This window comes from Phyllobacterium sp. YR620, from assembly GCF_900104165.1.
GTDB lineage: Bacteria > Pseudomonadota > Alphaproteobacteria > Rhizobiales > Rhizobiaceae > Phyllobacterium > Phyllobacterium pellucidum.
Genome location: NZ_FNJP01000004.1, coordinates 33,347 through 58,558 on the forward strand (window position 1 = coordinate 33,347; position 25,212 = coordinate 58,558).

General features: G+C 59.6%; 26 protein-coding genes. 17 read left to right on the forward strand and 9 right to left on the reverse strand.

Annotation, left to right across the window (positions count from 1 at the left end; all coding sequences use genetic code 11):
* The first annotated feature begins 100 nt into the window (after window positions 1-100).
* Both msrB and msrA read left to right on the forward strand, forming a co-directional pair.
* A complete protein-coding gene (gene msrB / locus BLR72_RS14315; RefSeq protein WP_091949713.1) occupies window positions 101-595 on the forward strand; it encodes a peptide-methionine (R)-S-oxide reductase MsrB in 495 nt (164 codons plus the stop codon).
* Between the two features lie 20 nt (window positions 596-615).
* Window positions 616-1,305: a peptide-methionine (S)-S-oxide reductase MsrA gene (gene msrA / locus BLR72_RS14320; RefSeq protein WP_027230218.1), complete on the forward strand. Its 690-nt coding sequence runs from the start codon at window positions 616-618 to the stop codon at window positions 1,303-1,305.
* 57 nt (window positions 1,306-1,362) lie between these two features.
* Here msrA and BLR72_RS14325 read toward each other — a convergent pair whose 3' ends face one another.
* Together BLR72_RS14325 and fumC are read right to left on the reverse strand one after the other, a co-directional pair.
* Window positions 1,363-1,758, reverse strand: a complete 396-nt coding sequence (locus BLR72_RS14325) for a DoxX family protein (RefSeq protein ID WP_091949716.1) — start codon at window positions 1,756-1,758, stop codon at window positions 1,363-1,365.
* Between the two features lie 106 nt (window positions 1,759-1,864).
* Window positions 1,865-3,253 (reverse strand): class II fumarate hydratase, encoded by a 1,389-nt coding sequence (gene fumC, locus BLR72_RS14330; RefSeq protein ID WP_027230216.1) that lies wholly within the window; start codon window positions 3,251-3,253, stop codon window positions 1,865-1,867.
* A 154-nt stretch (window positions 3,254-3,407) separates the two neighbouring features.
* Here fumC and BLR72_RS14335 point away from each other — a divergent pair, with 154 nt between their 5' ends.
* The 3 genes from BLR72_RS14335 (at window position 3,408) to BLR72_RS14345 (ending at window position 5,025) form a co-directional block, all read left to right on the forward strand.
* Window positions 3,408-4,184 (forward strand): AraC family transcriptional regulator, encoded by a 777-nt coding sequence (locus tag BLR72_RS14335; protein ID WP_175492366.1) that lies wholly within the window; start codon window positions 3,408-3,410, stop codon window positions 4,182-4,184.
* A gap of 71 nt (window positions 4,185-4,255) precedes the next feature.
* The gene (locus BLR72_RS14340) at window positions 4,256-4,666 is read left to right on the forward strand and encodes an SRPBCC family protein (RefSeq protein ID WP_027230214.1); all 411 of its coding nucleotides are present in this window, start codon (window positions 4,256-4,258) and stop codon (window positions 4,664-4,666) included.
* 5 nt (window positions 4,667-4,671) lie between these two features.
* Window positions 4,672-5,025 carry a VOC family protein gene (locus BLR72_RS14345; protein ID WP_091949722.1) on the forward strand — a complete coding sequence of 118 codons (354 nt, stop codon included), beginning with the start codon at window positions 4,672-4,674 and terminating at the stop codon, window positions 5,023-5,025.
* An 8-nt stretch (window positions 5,026-5,033) separates the two neighbouring features.
* Here BLR72_RS14345 and BLR72_RS14350 read toward each other — a convergent pair whose 3' ends face one another.
* Together BLR72_RS14350 and BLR72_RS14355 are read right to left on the reverse strand one after the other, a co-directional pair.
* Window positions 5,034-5,711, reverse strand: coding sequence for a glutathione S-transferase family protein (locus BLR72_RS14350; RefSeq protein WP_091949725.1), 678 nt, complete (start codon window positions 5,709-5,711; stop codon window positions 5,034-5,036).
* 60 nt (window positions 5,712-5,771) lie between these two features.
* Entirely contained in the window at window positions 5,772-6,332 is a 561-nt protein-coding gene (locus BLR72_RS14355) for an NADPH-dependent FMN reductase (protein ID WP_091919621.1), read from the reverse strand.
* Window positions 6,333-6,421: 89 nt separating this feature from the next.
* On the opposite strand from BLR72_RS14355, the gene BLR72_RS14360 reads away from it, so the two are divergent.
* Complete coding sequence (locus BLR72_RS14360; RefSeq protein ID WP_244506711.1) at window positions 6,422-6,829, forward strand: winged helix-turn-helix transcriptional regulator; 408 nt, start codon at window positions 6,422-6,424, stop codon at window positions 6,827-6,829.
* A gap of 197 nt (window positions 6,830-7,026) precedes the next feature.
* On the opposite strand, the gene groL is transcribed toward BLR72_RS14360, so the two are convergent.
* The 4 genes from groL to BLR72_RS14380 all read right to left on the reverse strand — a co-directional run bounded on the left by groL (window position 7,027) and on the right by BLR72_RS14380 (window position 10,659).
* Entirely contained in the window at window positions 7,027-8,670 is a 1,644-nt protein-coding gene (gene groL / locus BLR72_RS14365; RefSeq protein WP_027230209.1) for a chaperonin GroEL, read from the reverse strand.
* A 63-nt stretch (window positions 8,671-8,733) separates the two neighbouring features.
* Window positions 8,734-9,030, reverse strand: a complete 297-nt coding sequence (groES, locus tag BLR72_RS14370; RefSeq protein ID WP_027230208.1) for a co-chaperone GroES — start codon at window positions 9,028-9,030, stop codon at window positions 8,734-8,736.
* A 283-nt stretch (window positions 9,031-9,313) separates the two neighbouring features.
* Window positions 9,314-9,625: an ArsR/SmtB family transcription factor gene (locus BLR72_RS14375; RefSeq protein WP_091949731.1), complete on the reverse strand. Its 312-nt coding sequence runs from the start codon at window positions 9,623-9,625 to the stop codon at window positions 9,314-9,316.
* The gene (locus tag BLR72_RS14380) at window positions 9,622-10,659 is read right to left on the reverse strand and encodes a cation diffusion facilitator family transporter (RefSeq protein WP_244506712.1); all 1,038 of its coding nucleotides are present in this window, start codon (window positions 10,657-10,659) and stop codon (window positions 9,622-9,624) included. Before BLR72_RS14380 ends, BLR72_RS14375 begins: the two co-directional genes overlap by 4 nt.
* 222 nt (window positions 10,660-10,881) lie before the next feature.
* On the opposite strand from BLR72_RS14380, the gene BLR72_RS14385 reads away from it, so the two are divergent.
* The 7 genes from BLR72_RS14385 (at window position 10,882) to BLR72_RS14415 (ending at window position 19,522) form a co-directional block, all read left to right on the forward strand.
* Window positions 10,882-11,730: a TIGR01459 family HAD-type hydrolase gene (locus tag BLR72_RS14385; protein ID WP_091950253.1), complete on the forward strand. Its 849-nt coding sequence runs from the start codon at window positions 10,882-10,884 to the stop codon at window positions 11,728-11,730.
* A 9-nt stretch (window positions 11,731-11,739) separates the two neighbouring features.
* Window positions 11,740-12,720, forward strand: coding sequence for a bifunctional riboflavin kinase/FAD synthetase (locus BLR72_RS14390; protein WP_091949737.1), 981 nt, complete (start codon window positions 11,740-11,742; stop codon window positions 12,718-12,720).
* Between the two features lie 47 nt (window positions 12,721-12,767).
* Window positions 12,768-13,382, forward strand: coding sequence for a glutathione S-transferase (locus BLR72_RS14395; protein ID WP_091919612.1), 615 nt, complete (start codon window positions 12,768-12,770; stop codon window positions 13,380-13,382).
* A gap of 110 nt (window positions 13,383-13,492) precedes the next feature.
* The gene (locus tag BLR72_RS14400; RefSeq protein WP_091949740.1) at window positions 13,493-14,332 is read left to right on the forward strand and encodes a MipA/OmpV family protein; all 840 of its coding nucleotides are present in this window, start codon (window positions 13,493-13,495) and stop codon (window positions 14,330-14,332) included.
* 271 nt (window positions 14,333-14,603) lie between these two features.
* The gene (gene ileS, locus BLR72_RS14405; RefSeq protein ID WP_091949743.1) at window positions 14,604-17,543 is read left to right on the forward strand and encodes an isoleucine--tRNA ligase; all 2,940 of its coding nucleotides are present in this window, start codon (window positions 14,604-14,606) and stop codon (window positions 17,541-17,543) included.
* Between the two features lie 189 nt (window positions 17,544-17,732).
* Complete coding sequence (locus tag BLR72_RS14410; RefSeq protein ID WP_027230200.1) at window positions 17,733-18,401, forward strand: hypothetical protein; 669 nt, start codon at window positions 17,733-17,735, stop codon at window positions 18,399-18,401.
* Between the two features lie 131 nt (window positions 18,402-18,532).
* Window positions 18,533-19,522, forward strand: coding sequence for an Lnb N-terminal periplasmic domain-containing protein (locus BLR72_RS14415; RefSeq protein ID WP_244506713.1), 990 nt, complete (start codon window positions 18,533-18,535; stop codon window positions 19,520-19,522).
* A 1-nt stretch (window position 19,523) separates the two neighbouring features.
* Here the strand turns inward: BLR72_RS14415 and BLR72_RS14420 are convergent, their stop codons facing one another.
* The gene (locus BLR72_RS14420) at window positions 19,524-19,955 is read right to left on the reverse strand and encodes a nucleoside deaminase (protein WP_027230198.1); all 432 of its coding nucleotides are present in this window, start codon (window positions 19,953-19,955) and stop codon (window positions 19,524-19,526) included.
* A gap of 97 nt (window positions 19,956-20,052) precedes the next feature.
* Between BLR72_RS14420 and BLR72_RS14425 the strand changes: the two genes are divergently transcribed.
* From BLR72_RS14425 to BLR72_RS14440, 4 genes are read left to right on the forward strand one after another with little or no spacing between them, the layout of a single operon-like run.
* A complete protein-coding gene (locus tag BLR72_RS14425; RefSeq protein WP_091949745.1) occupies window positions 20,053-21,801 on the forward strand; it encodes a pseudouridine synthase in 1,749 nt (582 codons plus the stop codon).
* Between the two features lie 2 nt (window positions 21,802-21,803).
* Window positions 21,804-22,361: a 16S rRNA (guanine(966)-N(2))-methyltransferase RsmD gene (rsmD, locus tag BLR72_RS14430; protein ID WP_091949749.1), complete on the forward strand. Its 558-nt coding sequence runs from the start codon at window positions 21,804-21,806 to the stop codon at window positions 22,359-22,361.
* 49 nt (window positions 22,362-22,410) lie between these two features.
* Window positions 22,411-23,889, forward strand: coding sequence for a M16 family metallopeptidase (locus BLR72_RS14435; protein WP_091949751.1), 1,479 nt, complete (start codon window positions 22,411-22,413; stop codon window positions 23,887-23,889).
* Complete coding sequence (locus tag BLR72_RS14440; RefSeq protein ID WP_091949754.1) at window positions 23,886-25,205, forward strand: M16 family metallopeptidase; 1,320 nt, start codon at window positions 23,886-23,888, stop codon at window positions 25,203-25,205. The genes BLR72_RS14435 and BLR72_RS14440 overlap by 4 nt, the downstream gene beginning before the upstream one ends.
* Window positions 25,206-25,212 lie beyond the last annotated feature (7 nt).

A 25,212-nucleotide genomic window follows, 5' to 3' on the forward strand; every position in this document is an offset into this window, starting at 1 on the left:
ACGTGATGGACGGGTTGTACTGTAACCTTTCGGTCGACCCTTACGTATTTCCCTGCAGAATACCGGGCATCCTCGGTATCTTTATGCTGGGAGTTTTCTCATGATGACACGTCGAACGCTTTTTGGCGGTGCGATTGCAGGGCTCGGCGCCCTCGTCGCGGCAAGGTTCGCAAATGCGCCCAAGGCCGTGGCGGCAGGCACGTTCGAAGTCGAGCACAGCGACGCCGAATGGAAGAAGTTGCTGACGCCCGAGCAATATTACGTCTTGCGCCAGGAAGGCACGGAACGTCCGTTCACCAGCCCGCTCAATCACGAGAAGCGCAAGGGCACCTTCACCTGCGCCGGCTGCGACCTAGCTCTCTTCGACTCCGACACCAAATTCGACAGCGGCACGGGCTGGCCAAGCTTCTGGACAGCGATGAAGGGCGCTGTCAACGAGACCAAGGACAGTTCGTTCGGCATGACGCGTACGGCGGTGGAGTGTCACCGTTGCGGCGGCCACCTCGGCCACGTCTTCGATGATGGCCCAAAGCCGACAGGGCTGCGCTATTGCATGAATGGGGTCGCACTCAACTTCAAACCGGTTGCTGCTTGAACGCGCAAAGGGATAAGACCATGAAACCATATCATTTTATGCTTGCTGCGGGCCTGTTGCTGTCACCCGGCTGCGCGCTTGCCGGTGAAGACGTCACCATGGTGCCGCCCCCGGCTGTCGACCAGACGGCATCGGCGAAGTCCGAATCCATTGTGCTTGCCGGTGGTTGCTTCTGGGGCGTGCAGGGGGTCTACCAGCACTTGAAAGGCGTGACGAGCGCCGTTTCCGGCTATGCCGGCGGCAAGAAGGAAACCGCCAGCTATGAAATCGTGAGCGGCGGCGATACCGGCCATGCCGAGTCGGTGGAAGTCACGTTCGACCCGAAGGTGGTCAGTCTCGGCAAGGTTCTGCAGGTCTATTTCTCCGTCGCGCATGACCCGACGCAATTGAACCGGCAGGGCCCGGATTCAGGGACCCAGTACCGCTCGGCGATCTTCACGACCAGCCCCGATCAGGAGAAGATAGCGAAGGCCTATGTCAGCCAGCTCGATAAGGCGAAGGCCTATCCGAAGCCGATCGTCACCAAGATTTCTGCGTTGGAAAAGTTCTATCCGGCCGAAGCCTATCACCAGGACTATGCGACGCTGCACCCTTCGCAGCCTTATATCGCGTATAATGACCTGCCGAAGATCGCGAACCTCGGCAAATACTTCCCCGGCGACTACCGGGAAAAACCGGTGCTCGTCGGCGAGGCGAAGCCGTCGAACTGATCGTCAAACAAGAAAAAGGCCGCTCGAAGCGGCCTTTTTAATCGATGCTGTATTTGATCAGCCGCGTTTTGCGTCGAGCGACAGGGCGCCTGCGCCGCATGCAGCAAGCACGAAGAAACCGCCGGCTACGCCGAGATTCTTCTGGAAAAACATCCACTGCACCATGCCGGCGTCGCCCGTCCAGTTCAGGTGGGCCGCAGCAGTTGCCGCGAGCGTGAAAATGCCAAGCGCCAGAGCAGCGATCCGCGTCTGGAAGCCAACGAGTACGGCAAGGCCGCCTAAAAGTTCAAGCAGGCCGACGAGCACCGCGACGATAGTCGGCGCCGGAAATCCGAGGCTGCCGAAATATCCGGCGGTGCCACCGATAGCGGTAAGCTTTCCATAGCCAGCCAGGATGAACATGAATGATAGCAGTATGCGACCTATAAGAATGAGTGCGCTGTTGTTCGCCATAGAAAGTCTCCAGGGTTTGTCGTGACAGCCCAATAGCTAGATTCGATTGTCAAACAAAGCCACTATTTTCTCGACAGATTGTTCACAATAGAATGATTTTCCGGGGTTACTCCGGCGATATCATTCGTTCGGGACGCACGAGGCGATCATAGTCCTCGGCCGAAACGCCGCTGGCAAGTGCTTCTTCACGCAACGTCGTTCCGTTCTTGTGGGCAGTCTTTGCGATCTTGGCTGCATTGTCATAACCAATGGCAGGGGCAAGCGCCGTAACCAGCATGAGCGAACGATCGAGCAGATCCTTGATCCGAACCTCGTCGGCCTCGATGCCGTCCACGCAATTATCTGCGAAGGATACCATGGCGTCGGAGAGAATGCGGATCGACTGGAGCACGTTGAGCGCCACTACGGGCTTGTAGACGTTGAGCTCAAAATGGCCCTGGCTGGCTGCGATGGTGACCGAGGTATTGTTGCCGAACACTTGCGTCGCCACCATGGTCAGGGCTTCGGCCTGGGTCGGGTTGACCTTGCCCGGCATGATCGACGAGCCCGGTTCATTTTCCGGAAGCTTCAGTTCGCCGAGGCCGGAACGTGGGCCCGAGCCGAGAAAGCGAATGTCGTTGGCCATCTTGAAAAGATCGGTCGCCAGGGAATTGAGGCTACCGTGGAAGTTCGTAAGAGCGCCATGGCTCGCCAGTGCTTCGAACTTGTTTGGTGCCGTCTTGAACGGCAGGCCGGTAATGTCCGATACGGCCTCCGCGAAAGCTGTATCAAATCCCACCGGGGCGTTCAGTCCCGTTCCAACCGCGGTACCGCCCTGCGCAAGAAGGAAAATATCGGCAAGGCTCTGTTCGATGCGCTTGCGCGCATACTCGAGTGCGGCGCGATACCCGGAGAACTCCTGCCCAAGGGTGACTGGTGTCGCGTCCTGCGTGTGGGTTCGTCCGATCTTGATGATGTCGGCGAAGGCCTTTTCCTTCTTGAGTACCGCCTCCGTCAGGTGGGTGAGAGCCGGAAACAGCCGATGCGTGGCTTCGATTGCGGTTGCGATATGAATTGCCGTCGGGAAAGTATCGTTCGACGACTGGCTCATATTGACGTGGTCATTCGGGTGGACCGGCTTCTTCGATCCCATCGTGCCGCCGAGCATTTCGATGGCGCGGTTGGAAATGACCTCGTTGGCATTCATGTTCGACTGCGTGCCCGAGCCGGTTTGCCAAACGACGAGCGGGAAATGATCGTCGAGCTTGCCTTCGATGACTTCCTCGGCGGCAACGGTGATCGCGCGGCCGATGACTTCATCGATCTTTCCGAGGGAGAGATTGGTTTCGGCTGCTGCGCGCTTGACGATACCGAGCGCCCGCACCAGCGGAATGGGCATTCTTTCGCCACCGATCTTGAAATTGTGCAGCGAACGTTCCGTCTGCGCGCCCCAATACCTGTCGGCTGCAACGTCGATTGGGCCAAAAGTATCTGTTTCCGTACGGGTAGAACTCATCGTGTCATTTTCCTGGTGGGAGTTGGCAAGAGCACTACTGCGAAGCTCCCCGGGAGGCAAGGTTTGGCGATGGAATGTTGGTCTGGATTTCGCCCGGCTTTCGGATAAAATCGATTAAGCGCTTATGATCAATCAACATTGGCGATGCGGCGGCGTGAGACAGTCAGGCAACGAATCCATCCCAGCGCATTCAGCCGGGCGCTACCGCGAGTTCTCGCCGACGGCCGAGTTGCGGCCGCATTTCCTCTGCGCGTGGAACCACGAGGGTATCGGCGAATTGGCGGCGCCCGTGGCGGTCTTTCCCGATGGTTGTGTCGACATATTGTGGTCGGAAGGCAAACTGACGATTGCGGGTCCCGACACGGCCCCACATATCGTCGATGGTTCCCTGGCCAATATCGTCGGCATCCGCTTTGCTCCAGGCGCTGCGAGCAAATGGCTTGGCATTCCAATGTCCGAACTCGTCAATCAGCGTGTCGACGTGTCCGAGCTTTGGGGTGCGCGCGCAGAGGCTCTCGCCGAAAGACTTGTCGCGGCAAAGACCATCGGAGACGCGACGGCACGGCTCCAGGCTGCCTTGTCGGACATCGCTCCATCGATTGCATCGCCCGATAGGGCCATGGTTGCCGCCTTCGACACGCTCAAGCGCTCGAAGGATATTGTGGCGATTGCCGAATTGGCGACAATGCTCAACGTGAGCGAGCGCACCTTGCGCCGGCAGTTCCTGCACAATTTCGGATATGGGCCAAAGACGCTGGAGCGCATCCTGCGTTTCCAGAAATTCCTGAAGCTCGGCCGACGCGATCCGGGAAGCGGCATTGGTGCTCTGGCGTTCGACGCGAACTATGCCGACCAGGCGCATTTGAGCCGCGAGGCAAAATCCCTGTCAGGTCTTTCGCCCTCGGCACTCCTGCAGCATCTCGCGGCATAAGTGGCCGTTTTGTTCAAGACAGAAAGTCGTTAGGCGCATAAGCTTGCCGTACGCGATGTGGGAGGACAACCATGGCTACACATGAAGCAAGGACCCTTCAGATTTCAATCGGACGCAATTGGCAGGATGTTTATGACTACGTCAGCGTTGCGGAAAATCTGCCGCAATGGGCCTCCGGCCTGACATCGGCCTTGCAGAAATCCGGTGATGAATGGCTGGCCGATGGGCCGGCGGGCAAACTTCGATTGCGCTTTGCGCCGAAGAACGAAGTCGGGGTTCTCGATCATTGGGTGGTTATGGAGACCGGGGACGAGGTCTATATCCCCATGCGGGTGGTGCCCAATGGCGACGAGAGCGAACTCATATTTACGCTTTTTCGCGTGCCGGGCATGGATGACGAAAAATTCAACGCAGATGCGGCCTGGGTCAAGCGTGATCTTCAGGCGCTGAAGGACCTGCTCGAAGCGCAACTTATAGGATGAGGACGATGGCAAGTTCAGGCAAAGACAAATGTATCGACTATGTCGAATTCAATGTCAGCGATATTGGCGCGGCGCGCAGCTTCTATGGCGACGCGTTCGGATGGACATTCACGGACTATGGTCCGAGCTATTGCGAGTTTTCCGACGGGAATCTCAAGGGCGGCTTTACCACCGAAGGCAAGCCGCGCCCCGGCGGCGCGCTGATCATTCTTTTCGCCGATGATCTTCAAGGCACGCTCAAACAGGTCGAACAGGCTGGTGGCAAGATCACCAAGCCGGTATTTACCTTTCCCGGAGGCCGGCGCTTTCACTTCGCCGACCCCGACGGATACGAGCTTGCCGTCTGGTCGGATAAATAGCCGACAGTTCAGCGCGCCAGCGTCAGCATGTACGCCTCATATTTTTGCAGGAAGGCGTGCAGTAGCTGCGGATATTCCGGCGTTACCGCCTCGCGGACGCTTGGACGCGTTGCGAGGGCTTCGCGCCATGCCCGCACCTTCGGGTAGTCGGTGAAAATGCCGAGTTCTACAATCTCGTCGAATGTATCGAAGTAGCGGAAAATCGGGGCGTAAACCGCATCGACGAGGCTGAAGCCAGCGCCCGCAAAGAAGGGACCGTCGCCAAGAACCTCTTCGACGCGACCGAACTTTTCAGTGATCGCCTTGCGCTTCTCTTCGAAAACCGCACCATCCTTCGTTGTCTCCAGCGCCCAGAGGTCGGAAAGGATCGATGAACCAAATTCCATCCAGCCGCGATGGCGTGCCCGCGTCAGCGCGTCGTCGGGATGAAGTTTCGGCCCCGGCTGCGATTCGTCGATATATTCAGCAATGACAGAACTCTCGAAGAGAATCGCCTCGCCGCCATCCGCCTGGGGGACGCGCAGAAGCGGCACCTTGCCGAGCGGCGAAATTTTCAGGAACCAATCTGGTTTCGCTGCGAGGTCGATATAGATCTTTTCAAAGGGCACGCCCTTTTCAGCGAGCGCGATTGCAGCACGCTGGACATACGGGCACAGCAGATGGCTGATCAGAACGAGTGACGGCATGACGATGATCCTCCGGATTTGCCGGCTGGGCGATCGCGTTTCGACCGCCCAGCCCAGCGATCAGGCCGCGCGAGCGGTCTTCAAGGCATTGGCCCACCAGACGAGCTGGTCGAGCTGGCTGGTGGCTGCTTCATTGAGATGCGGGTAGTCGCCGAGCTTCTTCTCGCCCTTGACGGCACTCAGATACTCGGAATAGGCGATGTGAACGCCGGTCTTTACCGAAGCCGATCCCATTTCGACGAAGATGAGGCGCAGATGCTCGATGGCGCGCGCGCCGCCCACGCCACCATAACCGACAAAGGCGACCGGCTTCTGGATGAAATCGCCAAGGTCGATGGCGTTCTTAAGGACAGCCGTCGGGCCGTGGTTGTATTCGGCGACCGTGAAAACATAGCCATCGAATTCGCGCAGCTTCTTCTTCCAGCGTTCGGCGGTCTCGTTCTGGGCGTCGCTGGTGCGTTCTTCGCCGAAGAAATTCATGGGATAGTCAAGCAGATCGATAATTTGGACCTCGACATCTCCGCGCTGTGCAGCGACGTCGGCAATCCATTTGGCGGGAAATTCGGCGAAACGGCCGATACGGGTGCTGCCGACAATAACGGCGATCTTGGCTTTTGACATAAAAATTCCTTCGTCTTGGGGGGATGGTAACTAATAGTGCCCGGCGCTATATAAGTGACTGTTCGAAACCCCCGCAAGGAGGCACTTTTGTGAAACCAGATCACTTTCAGGTAACCTCGGCATGCACTGCGGTTAATCACATTCTGGCGCGCGTCGGCGATAAATGGACGGTTCTCGTCGTCAATTATCTCGGCAATAAATCGATGCGCTTCAATGAGTTGAAGCGGACCATCAATGGTATCTCGCAAAAGATGCTGACGAGCACGCTGCGCGGACTCGAGCGCGATGGTTTCGTGACCCGTACGGTTTACCCGACGATCCCGCCACGCGTCGACTACGAACTTACCGATCTCGGCCGCGACCTTCTGGTGCCTGTCCGCGCGCTTGGCGACTGGGCGATCCGCAACGAACAGCGGGTCGCCGAAGCACGCGCGCGATTCGACGCCGTTCATGCAGGTTCGGAGCAAAAGCAGATCTTCTCCCAGGCGGCTGAGTGAAGAAAAGTTCAACGCGCATTAGGTGGCACTGCTCCGATAGAAGGATTCTCTCGGCGTTTTGAAACTTGGGTAGAAAGCGGTCTTATGAGGGCGGCGGATGAACGAGCCGCGCGAGCGGAAATTGAAGAACACGCAAATCAAAACAAAAAAGGCGGGTCGACACCCGCCTTTTTCGTATGTCACTGGATGAGGACTTCTTAGAAGTCCATGCCGCCCATGCCGCCCATGCCGCCGCCCGGCATTGCCGGAGCAGCCGAGTCTTTCTTCGGCGCTTCAGCAATCATGGCTTCGGTGGTGACGAGAAGGCCGGCAACCGAAGCTGCGTCCTGGAGAGCGGTGCGAACGACCTTGACCGGATCGACGATACCGAGCGTGATCAGATCGCCATACTCGCCATTGGCCGCGTTGTAGCCGTAAGTGTCCTTCTTGTTCTCAAGGATCTTGCCGACAACGATCGAAGCTTCATCGCCTGCGTTCGTTGCGATCTGGCGGGCAGGAGCCTGCAGAGCGCGGCGAACGATGTTGATGCCAGCGTCCTGATCGGCATTGGCGCCCTTGATCGTAAGAGCAGCCGAAGCGCGAAGCAGGGCGACGCCGCCGCCAGGAACGATGCCTTCTTCAACAGCCGCACGGGTTGCATTGAGAGCGTCGTCGACGCGGTCCTTCTTTTCCTTCACTTCGACTTCCGTCGCACCGCCGACGCGGATGACGGCAACGCCGCCAGCGAGCTTGGCAAGGCGTTCCTGCAGCTTCTCGCGGTCATAGTCGGAAGTGGTCTCTTCGATCTGCTGCTTGATCTGGCCGACGCGAGCGTTGATTTCGCCCTTCTTGCCATTGCCGTCGACGATCGTGGTGTTTTCCTTGGTGATCGACACCTTCTTAGCGCGGCCGAGCATGTCGAGCGTAACGCTTTCGAGCTTGATGCCGAGGTCTTCGGAAATAACCTGACCACCGGTGAGGATGGCGATGTCTTCGAGCATGGCCTTGCGGCGATCGCCGAAGCCAGGAGCCTTGACAGCAGCAATCTTCAGTCCACCGCGCAGCTTGTTGACGACGAGCGTTGCAAGGGCTTCGCCTTCGACGTCTTCGGAGATGATGACGAGGGGCTTCGAGGTCTGGACGACGGCTTCGAGAACCGGCAGGAGAGCCTGGAGGTTCGAGAGCTTCTTCTCGTGGAGAAGGATGTATGCGTCTTCGAGGTCAGCAACCATCTTTTCCGGGTTGGTGACGAAGTACGGCGAAAGGTAACCGCGGTCGAACTGCATGCCTTCGACGACTTCGAGTTCGGTCTCGGCGGTCTTGGCTTCCTCGACGGTGATGACACCTTCGTTGCCGACCTTCTGCATCGCCTTGGCGATCATTTCACCGATTTCGGATTCGCCATTGGCAGAGATCGTGCCAACCTGGGCAACTTCTTCCGAGGTCTTGATCTTCTTGGCCTTCTTGACGAGGTCCTTGACGACTTCGGCAACAGCAAGGTCGATGCCGCGCTTCAGATCCATCGGGTTCATGCCGGCTGCAACGGCCTTACCGCCTTCCTGAACGATGGCCTGGGCGAGAACGGTAGCGGTCGTGGTGCCGTCGCCGGCGATGTCGTTCGTCTTCGAAGCGACTTCACGGACCATCTGCGCGCCCATGTTTTCGAACTTGTCTTCGAGTTCGATTTCCTTGGCAACGGTGACGCCGTCCTTGGTGATGCGCGGTGCGCCGAAGGACTTGTCGATGACAACGTTACGACCCTTCGGGCCGAGCGTTACCTTTACTGCATCGGCAAGGATGTTGACGCCGCGCAGCATGCGCTCGCGCGCATCACGGCTGAATTTTACTTCTTTGGCTGCCATTTTATCTCTCCTGGGATTAAACCCGGTTTGATCTAAATTCGTTGATTGCGGGATGCGCGGCGATTAGCCGAGGATGCCCAGAATGTCGGATTCCTTCATGATCAGCAGGTCTTCGCCGCCGATCTTGACTTCCGTACCCGACCACTTGCCGAACAGGATCAGATCGCCTGCCTTGACATCGAGCGGTACGAGCTTGCCGGCTTCGTCACGAGCGCCGGTGCCTACGGCGATGACTTCGCCTTCCTGCGGCTTTTCCTTGGCAGTATCCGGAATGATGATGCCGCCAGCGGTCTTTGCTTCGGATTCGACGCGGCGTACGACGACGCGGTCATGAAGCGGGCGGAACTTGGTCTTGGCCATGGTTAGAACCCTTGATGTTGGTGTCAAAACGATGACGCGAATGGCAGCGCCATTCGCGGTATTAGCACTCGCTTGGGGTGAGTGCTAACTGCGGCCGGAGATAGTGGGATCGGTAAGAAGAGTCAAGGGAAAGCATCATTTAAAATGGCCTGGAGAGGCGATGCTTGGATGCCGGGGCCCATCTACAAACCGCTTTATGGCATATTCATGTGAAATGCGAATGACGAAACGGCAGAATTCACACAATGCTGCAAATCAGGCGGAAACACGCGCCCCAACCGCATCAATCCTCGGCGCTTTCTTCGCCCACGTGATGCGTCATGTCGACAAGCATGTCGCTGACGTGCTTGTCGGCCAGTTCGTAGAAGATCTGTTTTGCCTGCCGGTTGCCGCGCACGAGCCGGGCGCCGCGCAAGAGCCGCAGATGATGGCTGACAAGCGATTGCGACAGGTCGAGGCTCGCGGCGATATCTCCAACTGAGCGCGGCGCTTCGAGGCAGAACAGGAGGATCCGCAGCCGCGTCGGATCGCCAAGGAGACGAAAGGTTTCGGCGAGAACTGTAAGCTCAGGGGGGAGAGGAGGGGTTGAGGTCAATGTTTGTGCCCCTCATGCCCGTGCTCGTGCGCGGCATGATCATGTGCGCTGTGATCATGATCCGCCTCGTCGTGTGCATGGCCGGAATGGTCGTGCTCGTGCCCTTGCTGGAGATCATCGCCAAGGCAGCAATCGTCCGTCGCTCTATCCTCCGGCCAGTCGATGGCAATTGTTGCGTGCGATATCTCGAACTTCTTCATGAGTTCGGCTTCGACCTGTTTGACCAGAAGCCGCGGATTGGTATCCGGAGCGGGGCGCACATGCAGCGTTGCCAGCGGCTTGCCCGAGGTGATCATCCAGACGTGGACATGGCGGACGGCGGCAAGTCCCGGAACCGTCTGCTTTAGATACTGCTCGATGGCTTCAGGTGCGGCATTGTCTGGCGCGCCTTCGAGCAGGATATGCAACGAGTTGCGCAGGAGCGCCCAGGCGCTGCGCAGGATCAAAATGGACACGAAGACAGAGAGTATCGGGTCGATTGGCGTCCATCCGGTATAGTAGATCACGATCGCGGCAACGATCGTGCCGACGGAACCCAGCAGATCGCCCAGTACGTGCAGCACCGCTCCCTTGATGTTGACCTGCTCGGTATCGCCGCCGCGTGTCAGGATCCAGAAAACCAGCATGTTTATTAAAAGGCCGACTGTGGCGACGATAAACATGGGACCGGCCAGGACTTCGCCGGGATTGCGGAAGCGCTCAATGGCCTCGTACGTTATCCAGATGAGAATGGCGAACAGCGTGAAGGCGTTGATAAGCCCGGCAATGACCTCGAAGCGCATATAGCCGAAAGTGCGTTTTTCATCAGCGGCGCGCCGGCCGAAACGGAAGGCGAAGTAGGCCAGTGACAGCGCCACCACATCGGTGAACATATGGCCGGCATCGGCAATCAGTGCCAGCGAGCCCGCCATGAGGCCGCCCACGATCTCGACGATCATGAATGAAAAAGTTATTGCAAGTGCAATGAGCATTTTCGTCTCGTTGCCCGCAGTGACTTTAGGCGTGTGGTCGTGGCCGGCATGGGGGTCTGACATTGTGAAGCCTCTAGCAAACATATCAATATGTGTTCATGTGTTTGATAGACGAAGGCAAAGGTCGTGTCAATCGCAGATAGTGCCCGTCCGAAACCCCGAACGGCACAACGTGAGCTTTTTCAAACATAACCGGCGTGACAGGTCAGGCACGATCCGCTAATCGAGACAGTCTCAAGACTCTCGTCGCATAGTATTTTGCCTGAAGGGACCGGCATGACCGACATGATACATTTGCAGCGCCTCGACGCATTGATGGATCGCTACGACGTGCTGCTGTGTGATGTCTGGGGCGTCCTGCACAATGGCGTCGATTCCTTCGCACCCGCCTCGGCGGCCTTGCAACGGGCCCGGCAGGCCGGCCTGACGGTGGTTCTCATCACCAATGCGCCGCGTCCCTTTGCCGGCGTTGCCGAGCAGATTCATGCGCTTGGCGTGCCAGAATCGGCCTATGACCGGATCGTCACATCGGGCGACGTAACCCGCGAATTGATCCGCAACGCGCCCCGCCTTGTGTTTCATCTCGGGCCGGAGCGCGACGAAACCCTCTATGACGGCCTTGATGTGGAACTGGTGGAGGAGCGCGAAGCCGATGTAGTCGTCTGCACGGGTTTCTTCGATGACGATACGGAAACGCCGGAAGACTATGCCGACATGCTGGTGCGCTTCCGCTCACGCAACCTGCCATTTATCTGCGCCAATCCGGATATCGTCGTCGAGCGCGGCGATCGCCTCATCTGGTGCGCCGGGGCGCTTGCCCGCGATTACGGGCAGCTTGGCGGCCGCACGCTCATCGCAGGAAAGCCACATCGCCCGATCTACGAGGCGGCGATTGCCGCGGCGGAAGACGTGCGCGGCACCCCTGTCGAACTTTCGCGGGTTCTTGCCATCGGCGACGGCATGCTGACGGACATAAAGGGTGCCGATCTTTTCGGCATCGATGTTCTCTATATCTCCGGCGGTATTCATGCCGGGGATTATGCGATGGGTGGTGTCCACGACCTTGAGAAGCTTCTCGCGTTCCTCGCAAAGCACGGAAGCAATCCCGTTGCGACGATGCCCGCCCTGGCGTGAGACAAAGATATGCCGATCCTGCGTCTGAACGATCCGTCCCATTTGCCCGATGAACTGAAGGGCGCCATTGTCGCCATCGGCAATTTCGACGGCGTGCACCGTGGGCACCAGGCCGTTCTGGGCCGGGCGCTGGAGACCGCACGCGCCGAGGGCAAGCCATCGCTGGTATTGACCTTCGAGCCGCACCCGCGCAGCGTTTTCGTGCCGGACCAGCCGGTGGACCGGTTGACACCCGCCGCCGAGAAGGCATCGATCCTCGAAGCGCTGGGATTCGATGCGGTGGTCGAATGCAATTTTACCCGCGAATTCTCGCAATTGACGGCGGATGTCTTTGTGGACCGCATTCTCGTTGATGGCCTTGGCGCAACCCGTATCGTCGCCGGCTTCGATTTTCATTTCGGCAAGGGCCGTCAGGGTGGCCCGGCGTTCCTGATGGCAGCGGGCGAAGAACGTGGCTTCCACGTCACGCTCGTCGATGCCTTCCGTGACGAGGGGGGCCATGCGATCTCGTCAAGCCGCATTCGCGATCTGTTTGGCGCAGGTGAAGTGGTCGAGGCGGCCGGGCTCCTTGGCTACCGGCACCGCATTCGCGCCACGGTCGTCGGCGGCAAGCAGCTGGGGCGCACGATCGGCTTTCCGACCGCCAACATGGTGCTTCCGCCCGAGACCCATTTGAAGCACGGAATTTATGCGGTGCGCTTCCGCCGGGCCGACGGTACGCTTCTTGACGGCGTCGCCAGCTTTGGCCGCAGGCCGACCGTCGATACGGATGGCGAGCCGCTGCTTGAAACATATGTGTTCGATTTCAGCGACGATCTTTACGGCGAAACCTGCGCCGTCTCTTTCTTCGGCTATCTGCGCGGCGAGGAAAAATTTGACGGTCTCGAGCCGATGATGCAGCAGATCCGGCGCGACGAAGAGGAAGCGCGTGCGCTGCTTCAAGGTGTCAAGCCGTTGTCGCCGCTGGACCAGAAGATTAATTTCGACTGAGGAAGATGGGCGCTTTACCCATGATCTGACAATAAGGGAGCGATGGAATGAGACTGATTGGAATGCTGGATTCGCCCTATGTGCGACGGGTAGCAATTTCACTGAAAATGCTGAACCTGCCATTTTCCCATGAGTCCCTGTCGGTTTTCCGGGCCTTCGAGGCCTTTTCGAAGATCAATCCGGTCGTGAAAGCACCGACGCTCGTGACGAATGAAGGCGTCGTCCTGATGGATTCGTGCCTGATCCTCGAATATGCCGAGCGCATTGCAGAACCCGCGCTGGGGCTGACACCGGCGGAAATTACGCATTTTACGCGCTCGCAGCGGATCATCGGCCTCGCGCTCGCCGCCTGCGAAAAGAGCGTCCAGATCGTCTATGAGCACGATCTGCGGCCTTCGGAAAAGCGGCATCAGCCTTGGCTTGATCGCGTGCATGGCCAGCTTGCCGATGCGTATCGTTTGCTGGAAGCCGAAGTGCAGCAGGCGGACCCATGGATCTTCGCAGATCGGCCGCTCCAGGCGGATATTACGAGCGCCGTTGCCTATCGGTTTACCCGTGAGATGCTGCCGGACGTGATCGCGGCCGGCGAATATCCGGCACTTGCCGCCCTCTCGGAGAAATCCGAGGCGTCGGAGGCATTTCTTGCTTTTCCATTCAGTTGACGCCAGTGTGGTAAATTGTTTACCACGTTGCTCAATGCAATTTTATCTATCACTCGATTAGTTTTGACGCGTACGCTTGCCACCCCCCAGACAGGCCCCGGAGTTATTTCATGTCTATTCGCCTTGTTAGCGCTCTCGCGAGCGCCATAATCCTTTCCGTTGCAGCACCAGCTTTTGCCGATGAATATTATTCCGACAACCAGACCCAGAGCTCGCGCGGCGACCATTGGTGGTCCGGCGATTGGTACATCACGCTCGGTGCCAAGGGTTTCGTCGCTCCGGATTATGAAGGTGCGAAAAATTACAAGCTCCGGGCCGCACCGGTCATTTCGATAGGCCGTCCCGGCAGTTCGCTCAAGTTTTCTTCGCTCAACGACAACCCGTCGCTTGGCTTTATCGACACGGGTGTGTTCCGGGCCGGCATTACCGGCAAGCTCATTACCGGTCGCGATTCCAGCGACTATGATGAACTCAAGGGTCTCAACGATGTCGACTGGGGCGTCGAACTCGGCGGTTTCGCCGAATTCTATCCGACCGAGAACGTTCGTGGCCGCGTTGAGGTCCGCCGCGGCATCGGCGCGCATGACGGTGTCGTCGCCGATTTCGCCATCGACGCCTTCAAGAACCTGACCGACACGGTACGCGTTTCAGCAGGTCCCCGTGCAACGGTGGCGACCAAGGATTATTTCAGGGAATATTACGGCGTAAACGCCAGCGAATCCGCTGCATCCGGCCTTCGTCAGTATTCGCCGGGCGGCGGCCTGAATTCGCTCGGCTTCGGCGGCCAGATCACCTGGCAGACGACCGACAAGATCACCACCAGCGCCTATGCCGAATATAACCGCTTGATGGGCCCGGCGGCCGATTCCAGCATCGTCAAGCAGCGCGGCTCGGAAAATCAGGCGACCTTCGGCCTGCAGGCAACCTATCGCTTCGACTTCAAGCTCTAACATTGCACGAGGCATCCGCGAAGATAATCGCGCATGCCTCTTTATTCTGCGGGCGGTGATTGCTAAAAGCGCGGTCATGAAAAGCGATCGCCGGTCCTGCGCAAGGTCCATACCTGTTCAGACGATACGAATTACTGGCCCGGCCTTCCCGCGGACCTGAAGCGTGAGCTTCGTGGTGCGGAAGGTCCGGGATAGCGCCGTTGCGCTTCAATGTTTTTCATGAAATCCCTGCCTGCGGCGATCACGCGCGGGCCTTGTACAAGCTGGAAAAATGACCGACACCGCCACGACACTCGATTATTCGAAGACACTTTATCTGCCGCAAACGGATTTCCCGATGCGCGCGGGCCTGCCCGCCAAGGAACCGGAATTCGTCAAGCGCTGGCAGGATCTCGATCTTTACCGGAAGCTGCGCGAAGACGCGAAGGATCGCCCGCGCTATGTCCTGCACGATGGCCCGCCCTACGCCAACGGCAATATCCATATCGGCCACGCGCTCAACAAGATCCTCAAGGATGTCATCACCCGCTCGTTCCAGATGCGCGGTTTCGATTCCAATTACGTTCCAGGATGGGACTGCCACGGCCTGCCGATCGAATGGAAGATCGAGGAACAATATCGCGCCAAGGGCAAGAACAAGGACGATGTGCCGATCAACGAATTCCGCCAGGAATGCCGCGAGTTCGCAACGCACTGGATCAAGGTGCAGTCCGGCGAATTCAAGCGGCTCGGCATCGAAGGCGATTTCGACAATCCCTATACGACGATGGCCTTCCATGCGGAAAGCCGCATCGCCGGCGAGTTGTTGAAGTTCGCCATGTCGGGCCAGCTCTACCGTGGTTCCAAGCCGGTCATGTGGTCGGTGGTCGAGCGCACCGCGCTCGCCGAGGCCGAGGTCGAATACCAGGATATCGAGAGCGATATGATCTGGGCGAAGTTTCCAGTGAGAATGATTGCTCGGACCGGTGAGAAAATGGATGGTGAACTGCTTAGCGCGTCCGTCGTCATCTGGACGACGACGCCCTGGACGATCCCCGGCAACCGCGCCGTCGCCTATTCGCCGCGTGTCGCCTACGGTCTCTTCGAGGTCGAAACGGCGGAGAATGATTTTGGCCCGCGTCCCGGCGAAAAGCTGATCTTTGCCGATGCGCTCGCCGAAGAATCGGCTGCGAAAGCCAAACTGACCTTCAAGCGGCTGCGCACGGTTACGGCCGATGAACTTGCGGCGATGACGCTTGCCCATCCGCTCCATGGTTTTGGCGGTGGTTATGATTTCGCCGTGCCCTTGTTACCTGGCGACCACGTCACCGATGATGCGGGTACAGGCTTCGTGCACACGGCGCCGAGCCATGGCCGCGAGGACTTTGATGCATGGATGGACGCCGGTCGCGATCTCGAAGCGCGCGGCATCTCGTCGGTGATCCCATTCACCGTCGACGACGCGGGCTACTACACTAAGGATGCGCCGGGTTTCGGTCCAGATCGCGAAGGCGGTGCTGCCCGCGTCATTGACGACAACGGCAAGAAGGGCGACGCCAACAAGGTCGTCATCGAAGAACTCATCGCGCGCGACGCACTTTTTGCGCGCGGCCGGCTCAAGCACAGCTATCCGCACTCCTGGCGCTCGAAGAAGCCGGTGATCTTCCGCAACACGCCGCAATGGTTCGTCTACATGGACAAGGACCTCGGCGACCACACGACCCTGCGCTCGCGCGCGCTTGCGGCAATCGACGAGACGCGCTTCGTTCCGGCGGGCGGTCAGAACCGCCTGCGCGCCATGATCGAGGATCGACCCGATTGGGTCCTGTCGCGCCAGCGCGCCTGGGGCGTCCCGATCTGCGTCTTTGCCGACGATAATGGCAATGTCCTCAAGGATGACGCCGTCAATGCCCGTATTCTTGCTGCGTTCGAGGACGAGGGCGCCGATGCCTGGTTTGCCAAAGGCGCGCGCGAACGGTTCCTCGGCGAAAAGGCGAACGAGCCTTGGACGCAGGTAACCGACATTCTCGATGTCTGGTTCGACTCGGGTTCCACCCATGTCTTCACGCTTGAAGATCGCCCCGATTTGAAGTGGCCTGCCGACGTCTATCTCGAAGGTTCGGATCAGCACCGCGGCTGGTTCCACTCGTCGCTGCTCGAAAGCTGCGGCACGCGCGGCCGTGCGCCTTATAATACGCTCGTCACGCATGGCTTCACCATGGACGAGGAAGGCCGCAAGATGTCGAAGTCCCTCGGCAATACGGTCACGCCGCAGGATGTGATCAAGGATTCGGGCGCCGACATCCTGCGCCTCTGGGTCATGACGACGGACTACTGGGAAGATCAGCGTCTCGGCAAGAACATCATCCAGACCAACATCGATGCCTATCGCAAGTTGCGCAACACGATCCGCTGGATGCTGGGTACCCTGGCTCATGATGAGGGCGACGAGGTTCCCCATGCCGATATGCCGGAACTCGAGAAGCTGATGTTGCACCGTCTTGCCGAACTCGATGAGGTGGTGCGTGCCGGCTATGACGGTTTCGAGTTCAAGCGCATCACCCGCGCGCTTATCGATTTCATGAATGTGGAACTGTCGGCCTTCTATTTCGATATCCGCAAGGACGCGCTCTATTGCGACGCGCCCTCGAGCGTCCGCCGCAAGGCAGCGCTGCAGGTCGTGAGGCACCTTTTCGACCGCATCGTCACATGGCTCGCGCCAATGCTGCCTTTCACCATGGAGGAGGCCTGGCTCGACCTGCACAAGGATGCGGTTTCGGTGCATCTGGAACAGTTCCGCCCGACGCCGGCCGAATGGAGAAATGACGAGCTTGCCGCCAAATGGCGCAAGGTCAAGGATGTGCGCCGCGTCGTCACGGGTGCGCTCGAACTCGAACGCGCTGACAAGCGGATCGGCTCGTCGCTCGAAGCCGCTCCCGTCGTCTATATCGCCGACAAGGAACTGCTGGCGGCGGTCAAGGATATCGACATGGCCGAGATCTGCATCACCAGCGCGATCACGATCAAGGGTGAAGCCGGACCGGCCAATGCGTTTGTCACGGATGACGTCAAGGGCGTCGCAGTTGTCCCTGAGCGCGCGACGGGCACCAAATGCGCGCGGTCATGGCGTTATACCCATGATGTCGGTTCCGATTCGGCCTATCCCGACGTTTCGGCCCGCGACGCGGCGGCGCTGCACGAATTGGCCCGGCTCGGAAAGCTCGTTGCCTGATGTATAGAATGGCGGGGAGACAAGTTCTCCCCGCCGTTGATTTGCTTGAGAATCCTGTTGGCTTGCTAAATACAACCGGTCTCATATAAAAGGCTGCCATTGAACTGCCTGATTTCTAAGGCAGGGCATTGATCAAGCAAAATTGATTGGCAGATATGCTGCCCGGCTTATCTCTGGAAAGTTGCAAGGATGAATTTGAACGGACGCATAACGGTTCTTGGTGCAATGGTCGGCGCGCTTGCGCTTGGCGGCTGCGTCTCGTCACCCACCTATGGTACGGACAAGTCCGCCGGCACCCAGCTGCTTGACGACGTCGCCAACATGGCCGCCTTGGGTCCCAAGAAGAGCAACCAGATTGCCTACAATCCGCGTCCGGAACTCGTTCGCCCGGCGACCGGCAAGCCAATGCAATTGCCCGCCCCGCAGGATGCGGTCGAGACCGCCGGAAATCCGGCCTGGCCAGAATCGCCCGAGCAGCGGCGCAAGCGCATCCGCGACACTGCGACGGCCAACCAGAACAACGCCGAGTTTGTGCCGGAAGTAGCCCCCGATCCGGTCACGTCCAAGTCTGCGAGCAACAGGACCGAATACGGGTTCTTCAACGACAAGGTCCCGGCCAACCAGGGCAACAAGACCGATGTCGGCGCAGATTTCCGCGCCCGCAAGATGGCGTCAACCGCCGGATCGCCGACGAACCGCCGCTATCTGAGCGAACCGCCGCTGGAATATCGTCAGCCGGCGGCAACCGCCGCCGCCGATCAGCTCGGCGAAGACGAGGCCAAGAAAGAGCGCGAGCGCAAGGCCGCGGCCCGCAAGAGCAAGGGCTTCAGCTGGAGCAACCTCATCCCCTGGAACTGATGCGTTCGCACGCGGTCCTGTGCCGAGAAACGTTCATACTGCTGCAATAGTTTGCTGAAACGGTGGATGCTTCGATCCGCCGTTTTCGTTTATAAGGGATCCATCGCCTCTCCAGTCGAGGACCGTAACAATTGTTCATCCTGCGATTTCTTGGGTTAGTCCTTCTCATCCTCCTGACATTTCTGGCATTTCTCTGGGGCGGGCTGGCCCTCTGGTATCAACTGCCCCTTGGTATTGCAGCGACCATCGGCTGCCTGATCCTGTGGGTGACAATCGCCTTCGCCGTACTCTGGCTGGAATTCAAGGGCCGTGTCTGGCGCGCGCTCATCGTCCTGATCCCGATCATGATCGGGCTCGGCTACTGGTGGGGTACGATCAAGCCGTCGCTCACCCGGATCTGGGCGGATGATGTTGCCCAGACGGTGACGGGCACGCTCACCGGCAATTATGTGACGCTTTCAAACGTGCGCAACTTCGAATGGCGCACAACGACCGACTACACTCCGCGCTGGGAAGTGCGCACCTACACGCTGGATGATCTTGCGACCGTCGACATTTTTCTTTCCTATTGGTCGAACCCGGCGATCGCCCACACTTTGGTGAGCTTCGGTTTCAACAATGGCGAGCACGTGGTGTTCTCGGCCGAAATCCGCAAGGAGCGCCATGAGGAGTTCTCGGAGATCGGCGGCTTCTTCAAGCAGTTCGAGCTGGCGATGATTGCAGCGGACGAGCGTGACATCATCCGCCTGCGCACCAATGTGCGCAAGGAAGACGTCTACCGCTACCAGGTCAACCTCAGTCCGGAAACGCGCCAGGCGCTGTTCCTGTCTTACCTCGACAGCGCCAACCATCTGGCGACGACGGCGAAATTCTACAATACGATCACCGCCAATTGCACGACGGTGATCTTCAGCATGGCACGGGCGATCGCGCCCGGAATTCCTCTCGACTATCGCATTGTCTTTTCCGGCTATCTGCCGGGTTACCTTTATGACCTTGGCGCGATCGATCATTCCAAGCCGTTGGACCAAGTCATCCGCGAAGCGTCGATCAATCAGCGCGCCATGGCCGCCGATAGTGCGCCGGATTTTTCGGCAAGGATCAGGTTGCCCGCGAACTAGGCTAGAGCCTCTTGGTGCGAAAGAACGCCTTCAGCATGTCTTCGGCCTCCTGTTCCCGGAAACCTGGATAGACTTCGGGAACATGGAGGCAGGTCGGCTGCGCATAGAACCGCGCGCCATTCTCGACGCCGCCGCCCTTGATGTCCTGCGCGCCATAGTAAAGGCGCCTGATGCGGGCAAAGGAAATTGCCGCCGCACACATCGTGCACGGTTCCAGTGTCACATAGAGATCGCAGCCCGTGAGCCGTTCGTTGCTCAAGGCGCGGCAGGCCTCGCGGATGACCAGCATCTCTGCATGTGCCGTTGGATCGTTGAGCTCGCGCGTGCGATTGCCGGCGCTTGCGAGGATCGCGCCATCCTTGACGATGACCGCGCCGATAGGAACTTCGCCGCGCATCTCGGCGCTTTTCGCTTCGGTGAGTGCCAGGCCCATCGGGTCAGTTTTTTGCGTCACGCCGCCCCGCAATCCAGAATTTGCTCGCAAGCCAACCTCATAGCTGGTAGTGAGCCCTGCTGAAAGGCTTAACTCCATGACAAGTTCAAATGACAATGACAAGGGCGGCAAACGCCCCTTTGCAAAGCGCAGCTTCGACAAGAAGCCCGCGGGTTCGTCCCGTGGCGGGCGCCCCGCGCCGCGCAAATTCGACGATGCCGCGGCTGTAGCGGAAGAGGGCGAGCGTATCGCCAAACGATTGGCGCGTGCCGGCATAGCCTCGCGCCGCGAAGCCGAGACGATGATTGCCGCGGGCCGCGTATCCGTCAACGGACGGCGTCTCGACAGCCCCGCGATCAATGTAAAGCGCAGCGACCGCATTGAAGTGGATGGCAAGCCGCTGCCGGAAAAGGAGCGGACGCGCCTCTGGCTCTACCACAAACCTGCCGGCCTGGTTACGACCAATCGCGATCCGGAAGGTCGCCAGACCGTCTTTGAATCGCTGCCGAAGGATATGCCGCGCGTTCTTTCCGTTGGCCGTCTCGATATCAATACCGAAGGGCTGCTGTTGCTCACCAATGATGGCGGTCTGTCGCGGGCGCTCGAATTGCCGTCGACCGGCTGGCTGCGCCGCTACCGCGTGCGCGCCCACGGCTCGATCACGCAGGCAAAGCTCGACGGCCTGAAGGACGGAATTGCCGTCGATGGCGTTTTCTATGGCGCGATCGAAGCAACGCTTGAACGCGAACAGGGCTCGAACGTGTGGATCATGGTCGGGCTGCGCGAAGGCAAGAACCGCGAAGTCAAGAATGTGCTCGGTGCCCTCGGTCTGTCGGTGAACCGGCTTATCCGCATTTCCTATGGCCCGTTCCAGCTTGGCGACCTTCCGGAAGGCGCCGTGCGAGAGATGAACGGCCGCACGCTGCGCGATCAGCTCGGTGAACGGCTGATCGAGGAATCCGGCGCCGATTTCGATGCGCCGATCATCAACGTTTTCTCCAACGATGCTGTAAAGGGTGAATTGGCGCAGCCCGTGAGCGATGCGCGCGAGCGCCCGACGCGCGGCTCTTCCGAGTGGATATCGAGCGCGCCAGTCGCCAAACGGCGGCCGCCGCGCAAGACCGCCGACGAAAAGCGCGAGGAATCCTTGTCGCGCCTGACGACCGATCGCAGCGAGCGGCCGGCCCGCCCCCCGCGCGACGAAGACCGCAAGCCGCGCCCGCCGCGTGCAGCAGGGCCGAAGCCCGGCCGTGGCGCTAAAGAGGAAGAAATCCCCACGCGTTCCGGCCGTACCGCCAATGTCTGGATGGCGCCCGGTGCGCGCCCGCTCGGCAAGCCCAAGGCACGAACGGAAGAGAAGCGCGGCGAAAGCCGCAGCGACAGGCCCCAGCGTTCGAATGAAGGCGCGCCGCGCGCACGCAGCGATCGCCCGCGCGAAGAACGCTCGTTCGGCAGCCGACCGGGCGGCGAGGAAAAGCGCCGGCCTTATTCGCCCCGGCCATTTGCCAATGACGATCAGGGCGCGGAGAAGCCGAAGCGCGCATTCGGTGCTGGCCGGACCGAGGGCGAACGCCCCGCGCGGCCACCCCGTGCCGGCAAGCGCGAACGTGCCGAGATGAAAGAGCGCGAGCAGCGCGGCGACCAGTCATTTCAGTCGGAGCGGCCCGCCCGCGCCGACCGGCCCTATGGCGCGAGCGGCAAGCCCGCACGCGGCCCGGCAAAGTCCGGCGATCGTCCCTACAGCGGAGGCAAGCCGCGCGGCGATGCACCGGGTGGCGGCGGGCGTCGCGGGCCGGGCGGTCCGGGTGGTTCGCGTCCGCCGCGTGGCAACAAGCCGCGGGGCTGATCGTGCGCGTTGTCGGCGGCAGATTTCGCGGACGTTCACTCGCAACGCCGGCTTCGAATGCGATCCGGCCGACGACGGATCGTACGCGCGAAAGCCTCTTCAATATTCTGGTGCACAACTATCCCGAAAAGTTCGAGGCGACGCGTGTCCTCGACCTTTTCGCCGGCACCGGCGCTCTCGGCCTCGAAGCCATGTCGCGCGGCGCGCGCTATTGCGTATTCATCGAGGAATCGACCGAGGGCAGGGGACTGATCCGCACCAATGTCGAAGCCTTCGGCCTTCTCGGCAATACCAAGATTTTCCGCCGCGATGCAACCAAACTCGGTGAGGCCGGCACAATCGAGCCTTTCGATCTGGTCTTCGCCGATCCGCCCTATTCGAAAGGCCTTGGCGAACTGGCATTCAAGTCGGCCCTTGATGGCGGCTGGCTGAAAAGCGACACGCTGCTGGTCCTCGAAGAGGAGGCCGACGCCGTGGTCGAACTCGATGCGCGTTTTTCGGTTGTCGAGGAACGTCCGTATGGCGGAACAATCATTCGGCTTGTCACATTGAAGACGTAAACAGCGGGATTGTATCGCAATCCTGAACAACAGTACTGGACCGATTTCAATGATCCCGACTATACGCCGCACATTTGCGGCATTTGTTTTAACCGGCGCGCTCGCCGGCGCGGGCGTTTATGCCCCTGCCCAGGCTGAAACTGCCGTGCAAACGCCTGCGACCGCTGAAAGCAAGGATGACCTCGTCTCGTCATTCTATCTCGACAACGGGCTCGAAGTCGTGGTTATCCCGGATCATCGGGCGCCGGTCGTCACCCATATGCTGTGGTACCACGTCGGTTCGGCCGACGAAGAACCCGGAAAATCGGGCATTGCACATTTTTTTGAACACCTGATGTTCAAGGCGACCAAAACCTATCCGGCCGGCGAGTTTTCCCGCAAGGTCGCTGAGATCGGCGGGCAGGAAAATGCCTTCACCTCCTATGACTACACCGCCTTCTACCAGCAAGTGTCGCCTCAGGCCCTCGAAATGGTCATGACCTATGAGGCGGACCGCATGGAGAATCTGATCCTCAATGACGATGTGGTGAAAACCGAGCGCGACGTCGTGCTCGAGGAGCGCCGTTCGCGCACCGACAGCAATCCCGGCGCCCTGCTTGCCGAAGAGGTCAACGCCACGCTCTACCAGAACAGCCCTTACCGCATGCCGGTTATTGGCTGGCTGCATGAGATGGAAAAGCTGAATCTCAAGGATGCGCTGGCCTTCTACGTGAAATATTACACGCCCAACAATGCGACCCTTGTCGTGTCTGGCGACGTCGATCCCGCAACCGTCAAAGCCTTGGCGGAAAAGACCTATGGCAAGGTGCCGCGCCGGGCGGAGCCGGGCAAGCGCGACCGGCCGCAGGAGCCGGAACAGAATACCAAACGCACGGTTTCACTTGCCGACCCGCGCGTGTCGCAGCCGAGCTTCCAGAAGATGTGGCTCGCACCCTCCTATACGAACGCCAAGCCGGGCGAGGCGGAGGCTCTCGACCTTCTGAGCGAAATCCTTGGTGGGTCTTCGCGCAGTCGGATTTATCAGGCCCTGGTCGTCAAGGATGGTTCGGCAGCAAGCGCCGGCGCCTTCTATCAGGGCGGATCGCTCGACGACGGCAGTTTCGGCGTCTATGGCTCGCCGCGCGGGGATGCGACCCTGAGCGATGTCGAGGCCGGCATCGATGCGCAAATCGCCCGTATCATCAAGGATGGCGTCACCGAGGATGAACTCGAAAAGGCGCGCAATCGCTTCCTGAAAAGCATGATCTTTGCCCGGGACAGCCAGGCGGGAATGGCGCGCATCTATGGTTCGACGCTTTCGACCGGCCAGACCATCAAGGATATCCAGGAATGGCCGGATCGCATCAAGGCTGTGAAGGTCGCGGACATCCAGGCCGTGGCCAAGCGCTATCTCGTCGATGGCCGTTCCGTTACCAGCTACCTCATGCCCGAAGACGGCAAGCCCGACGTGCCCGCCGATGGGGAGGCGGCGCCCGGTACAGCCGAACAGGAACAGCCGCAAGCGCCCGCCGAAGGAGTCGTCCAATGATCCGCGCCGTTACCCCAATCACGAGACGGCTCGCTGCAACTTTCCTGCTGTTCCTCGTTGCCGTCGTCCCGGGCTATGCGGTCGAGATCCAGGAAGTGGTCTCGCCGAAGGGCATACGCGCCTGGCTGGTACAGGATGACTTCGTGCCGCTCGTGTCCATGCGCTTTGCCTTCAAGGGTGGTTCCGCACAGGACCCGAAAGGCAAGGACGGCCTTGCCAACCTCATGACCGGGCTTTTTGACGAAGGCGCGGGCGACCTCGATTCCAATTCGTTCCAGGACAAGCTCGACGATGTCGGTGCCGAGATGAGTTTCAACGCCGATGACGACAGTATCACCGGCTCGATGCGCATGCTGTCCGACAAGCGCGATGAGGCCGTCGAGTTGCTGACGCTGGCCGTCAACAACCCGCGCTTCGATCAGGCGCCGATCGACCGCATTCGCCAGCAGGTTATCGCCGGCATCAAGGCTTCGGAGCGCAATCCGAACACCATTGCCGGGCGCAAATTCGCCGAGGCACTCTATGGCGACCACCCCTACGGCCGTCAATCGGAGGGCACGGAGCAAAGTCTCACGAGCATCACTCACGACGACCTTGCTGCATTTCACAAGCGGAACTTTGCCCGGGATAATCTGATTGTCGGCGTTGTCGGATCGATCAGCCCGGAGGAGCTGAAGCCGCTCCTCGACAAGGTCTTCGGCGATCTGCCCGAGAAAGCCCAGCTCGCGACGGTCAGCGATGCAAAACTTGCCTTTGGCAAGACCACCCAGGTCGATTATGCACTGCCCCAGACCTCCATTTCGATGGTCTATCCGGGTGTCAGGCGCAAGGATCCAGACTTCTTTGCCGCCTACATCATGAACCATATCCTCGGCGGCGGGACGTTCTCATCGCGCATCTATAATGAGGTGCGGGAAAAGCGCGGGCTTGCCTATTCGGCCGGTTCCAATCTCGCCAACCGCGATCATATGGCAGCTTTGATGATCTCGACCGCAACGCGGGCCGATCGGGCCAGCGAAACGCTGCAAATCCTCAAGGCAGAAGTAGCAAAGATGGCCAAGGACGGGCCAACCGAGGAGGAACTGGCAGAAGCCAAGAAATATCTCGTTGGGTCCTATGCGGTGAACAATCTCGACTCCTCCTCGGCCGTCGCCAGCACACTGGTTGGCCTGCAGGATGAGAACCTAGGCCGCGACTACATCGACAAGCGTGCCGATCTCATCAATGCCGTGACCTTGGATGAGGTAAAGGCTGCGGCCAGGAAACTGTTGTTGACGGACCCGGCGATCCTGATCGTCGGCCCACCGCTTTCATAGGAAAAGG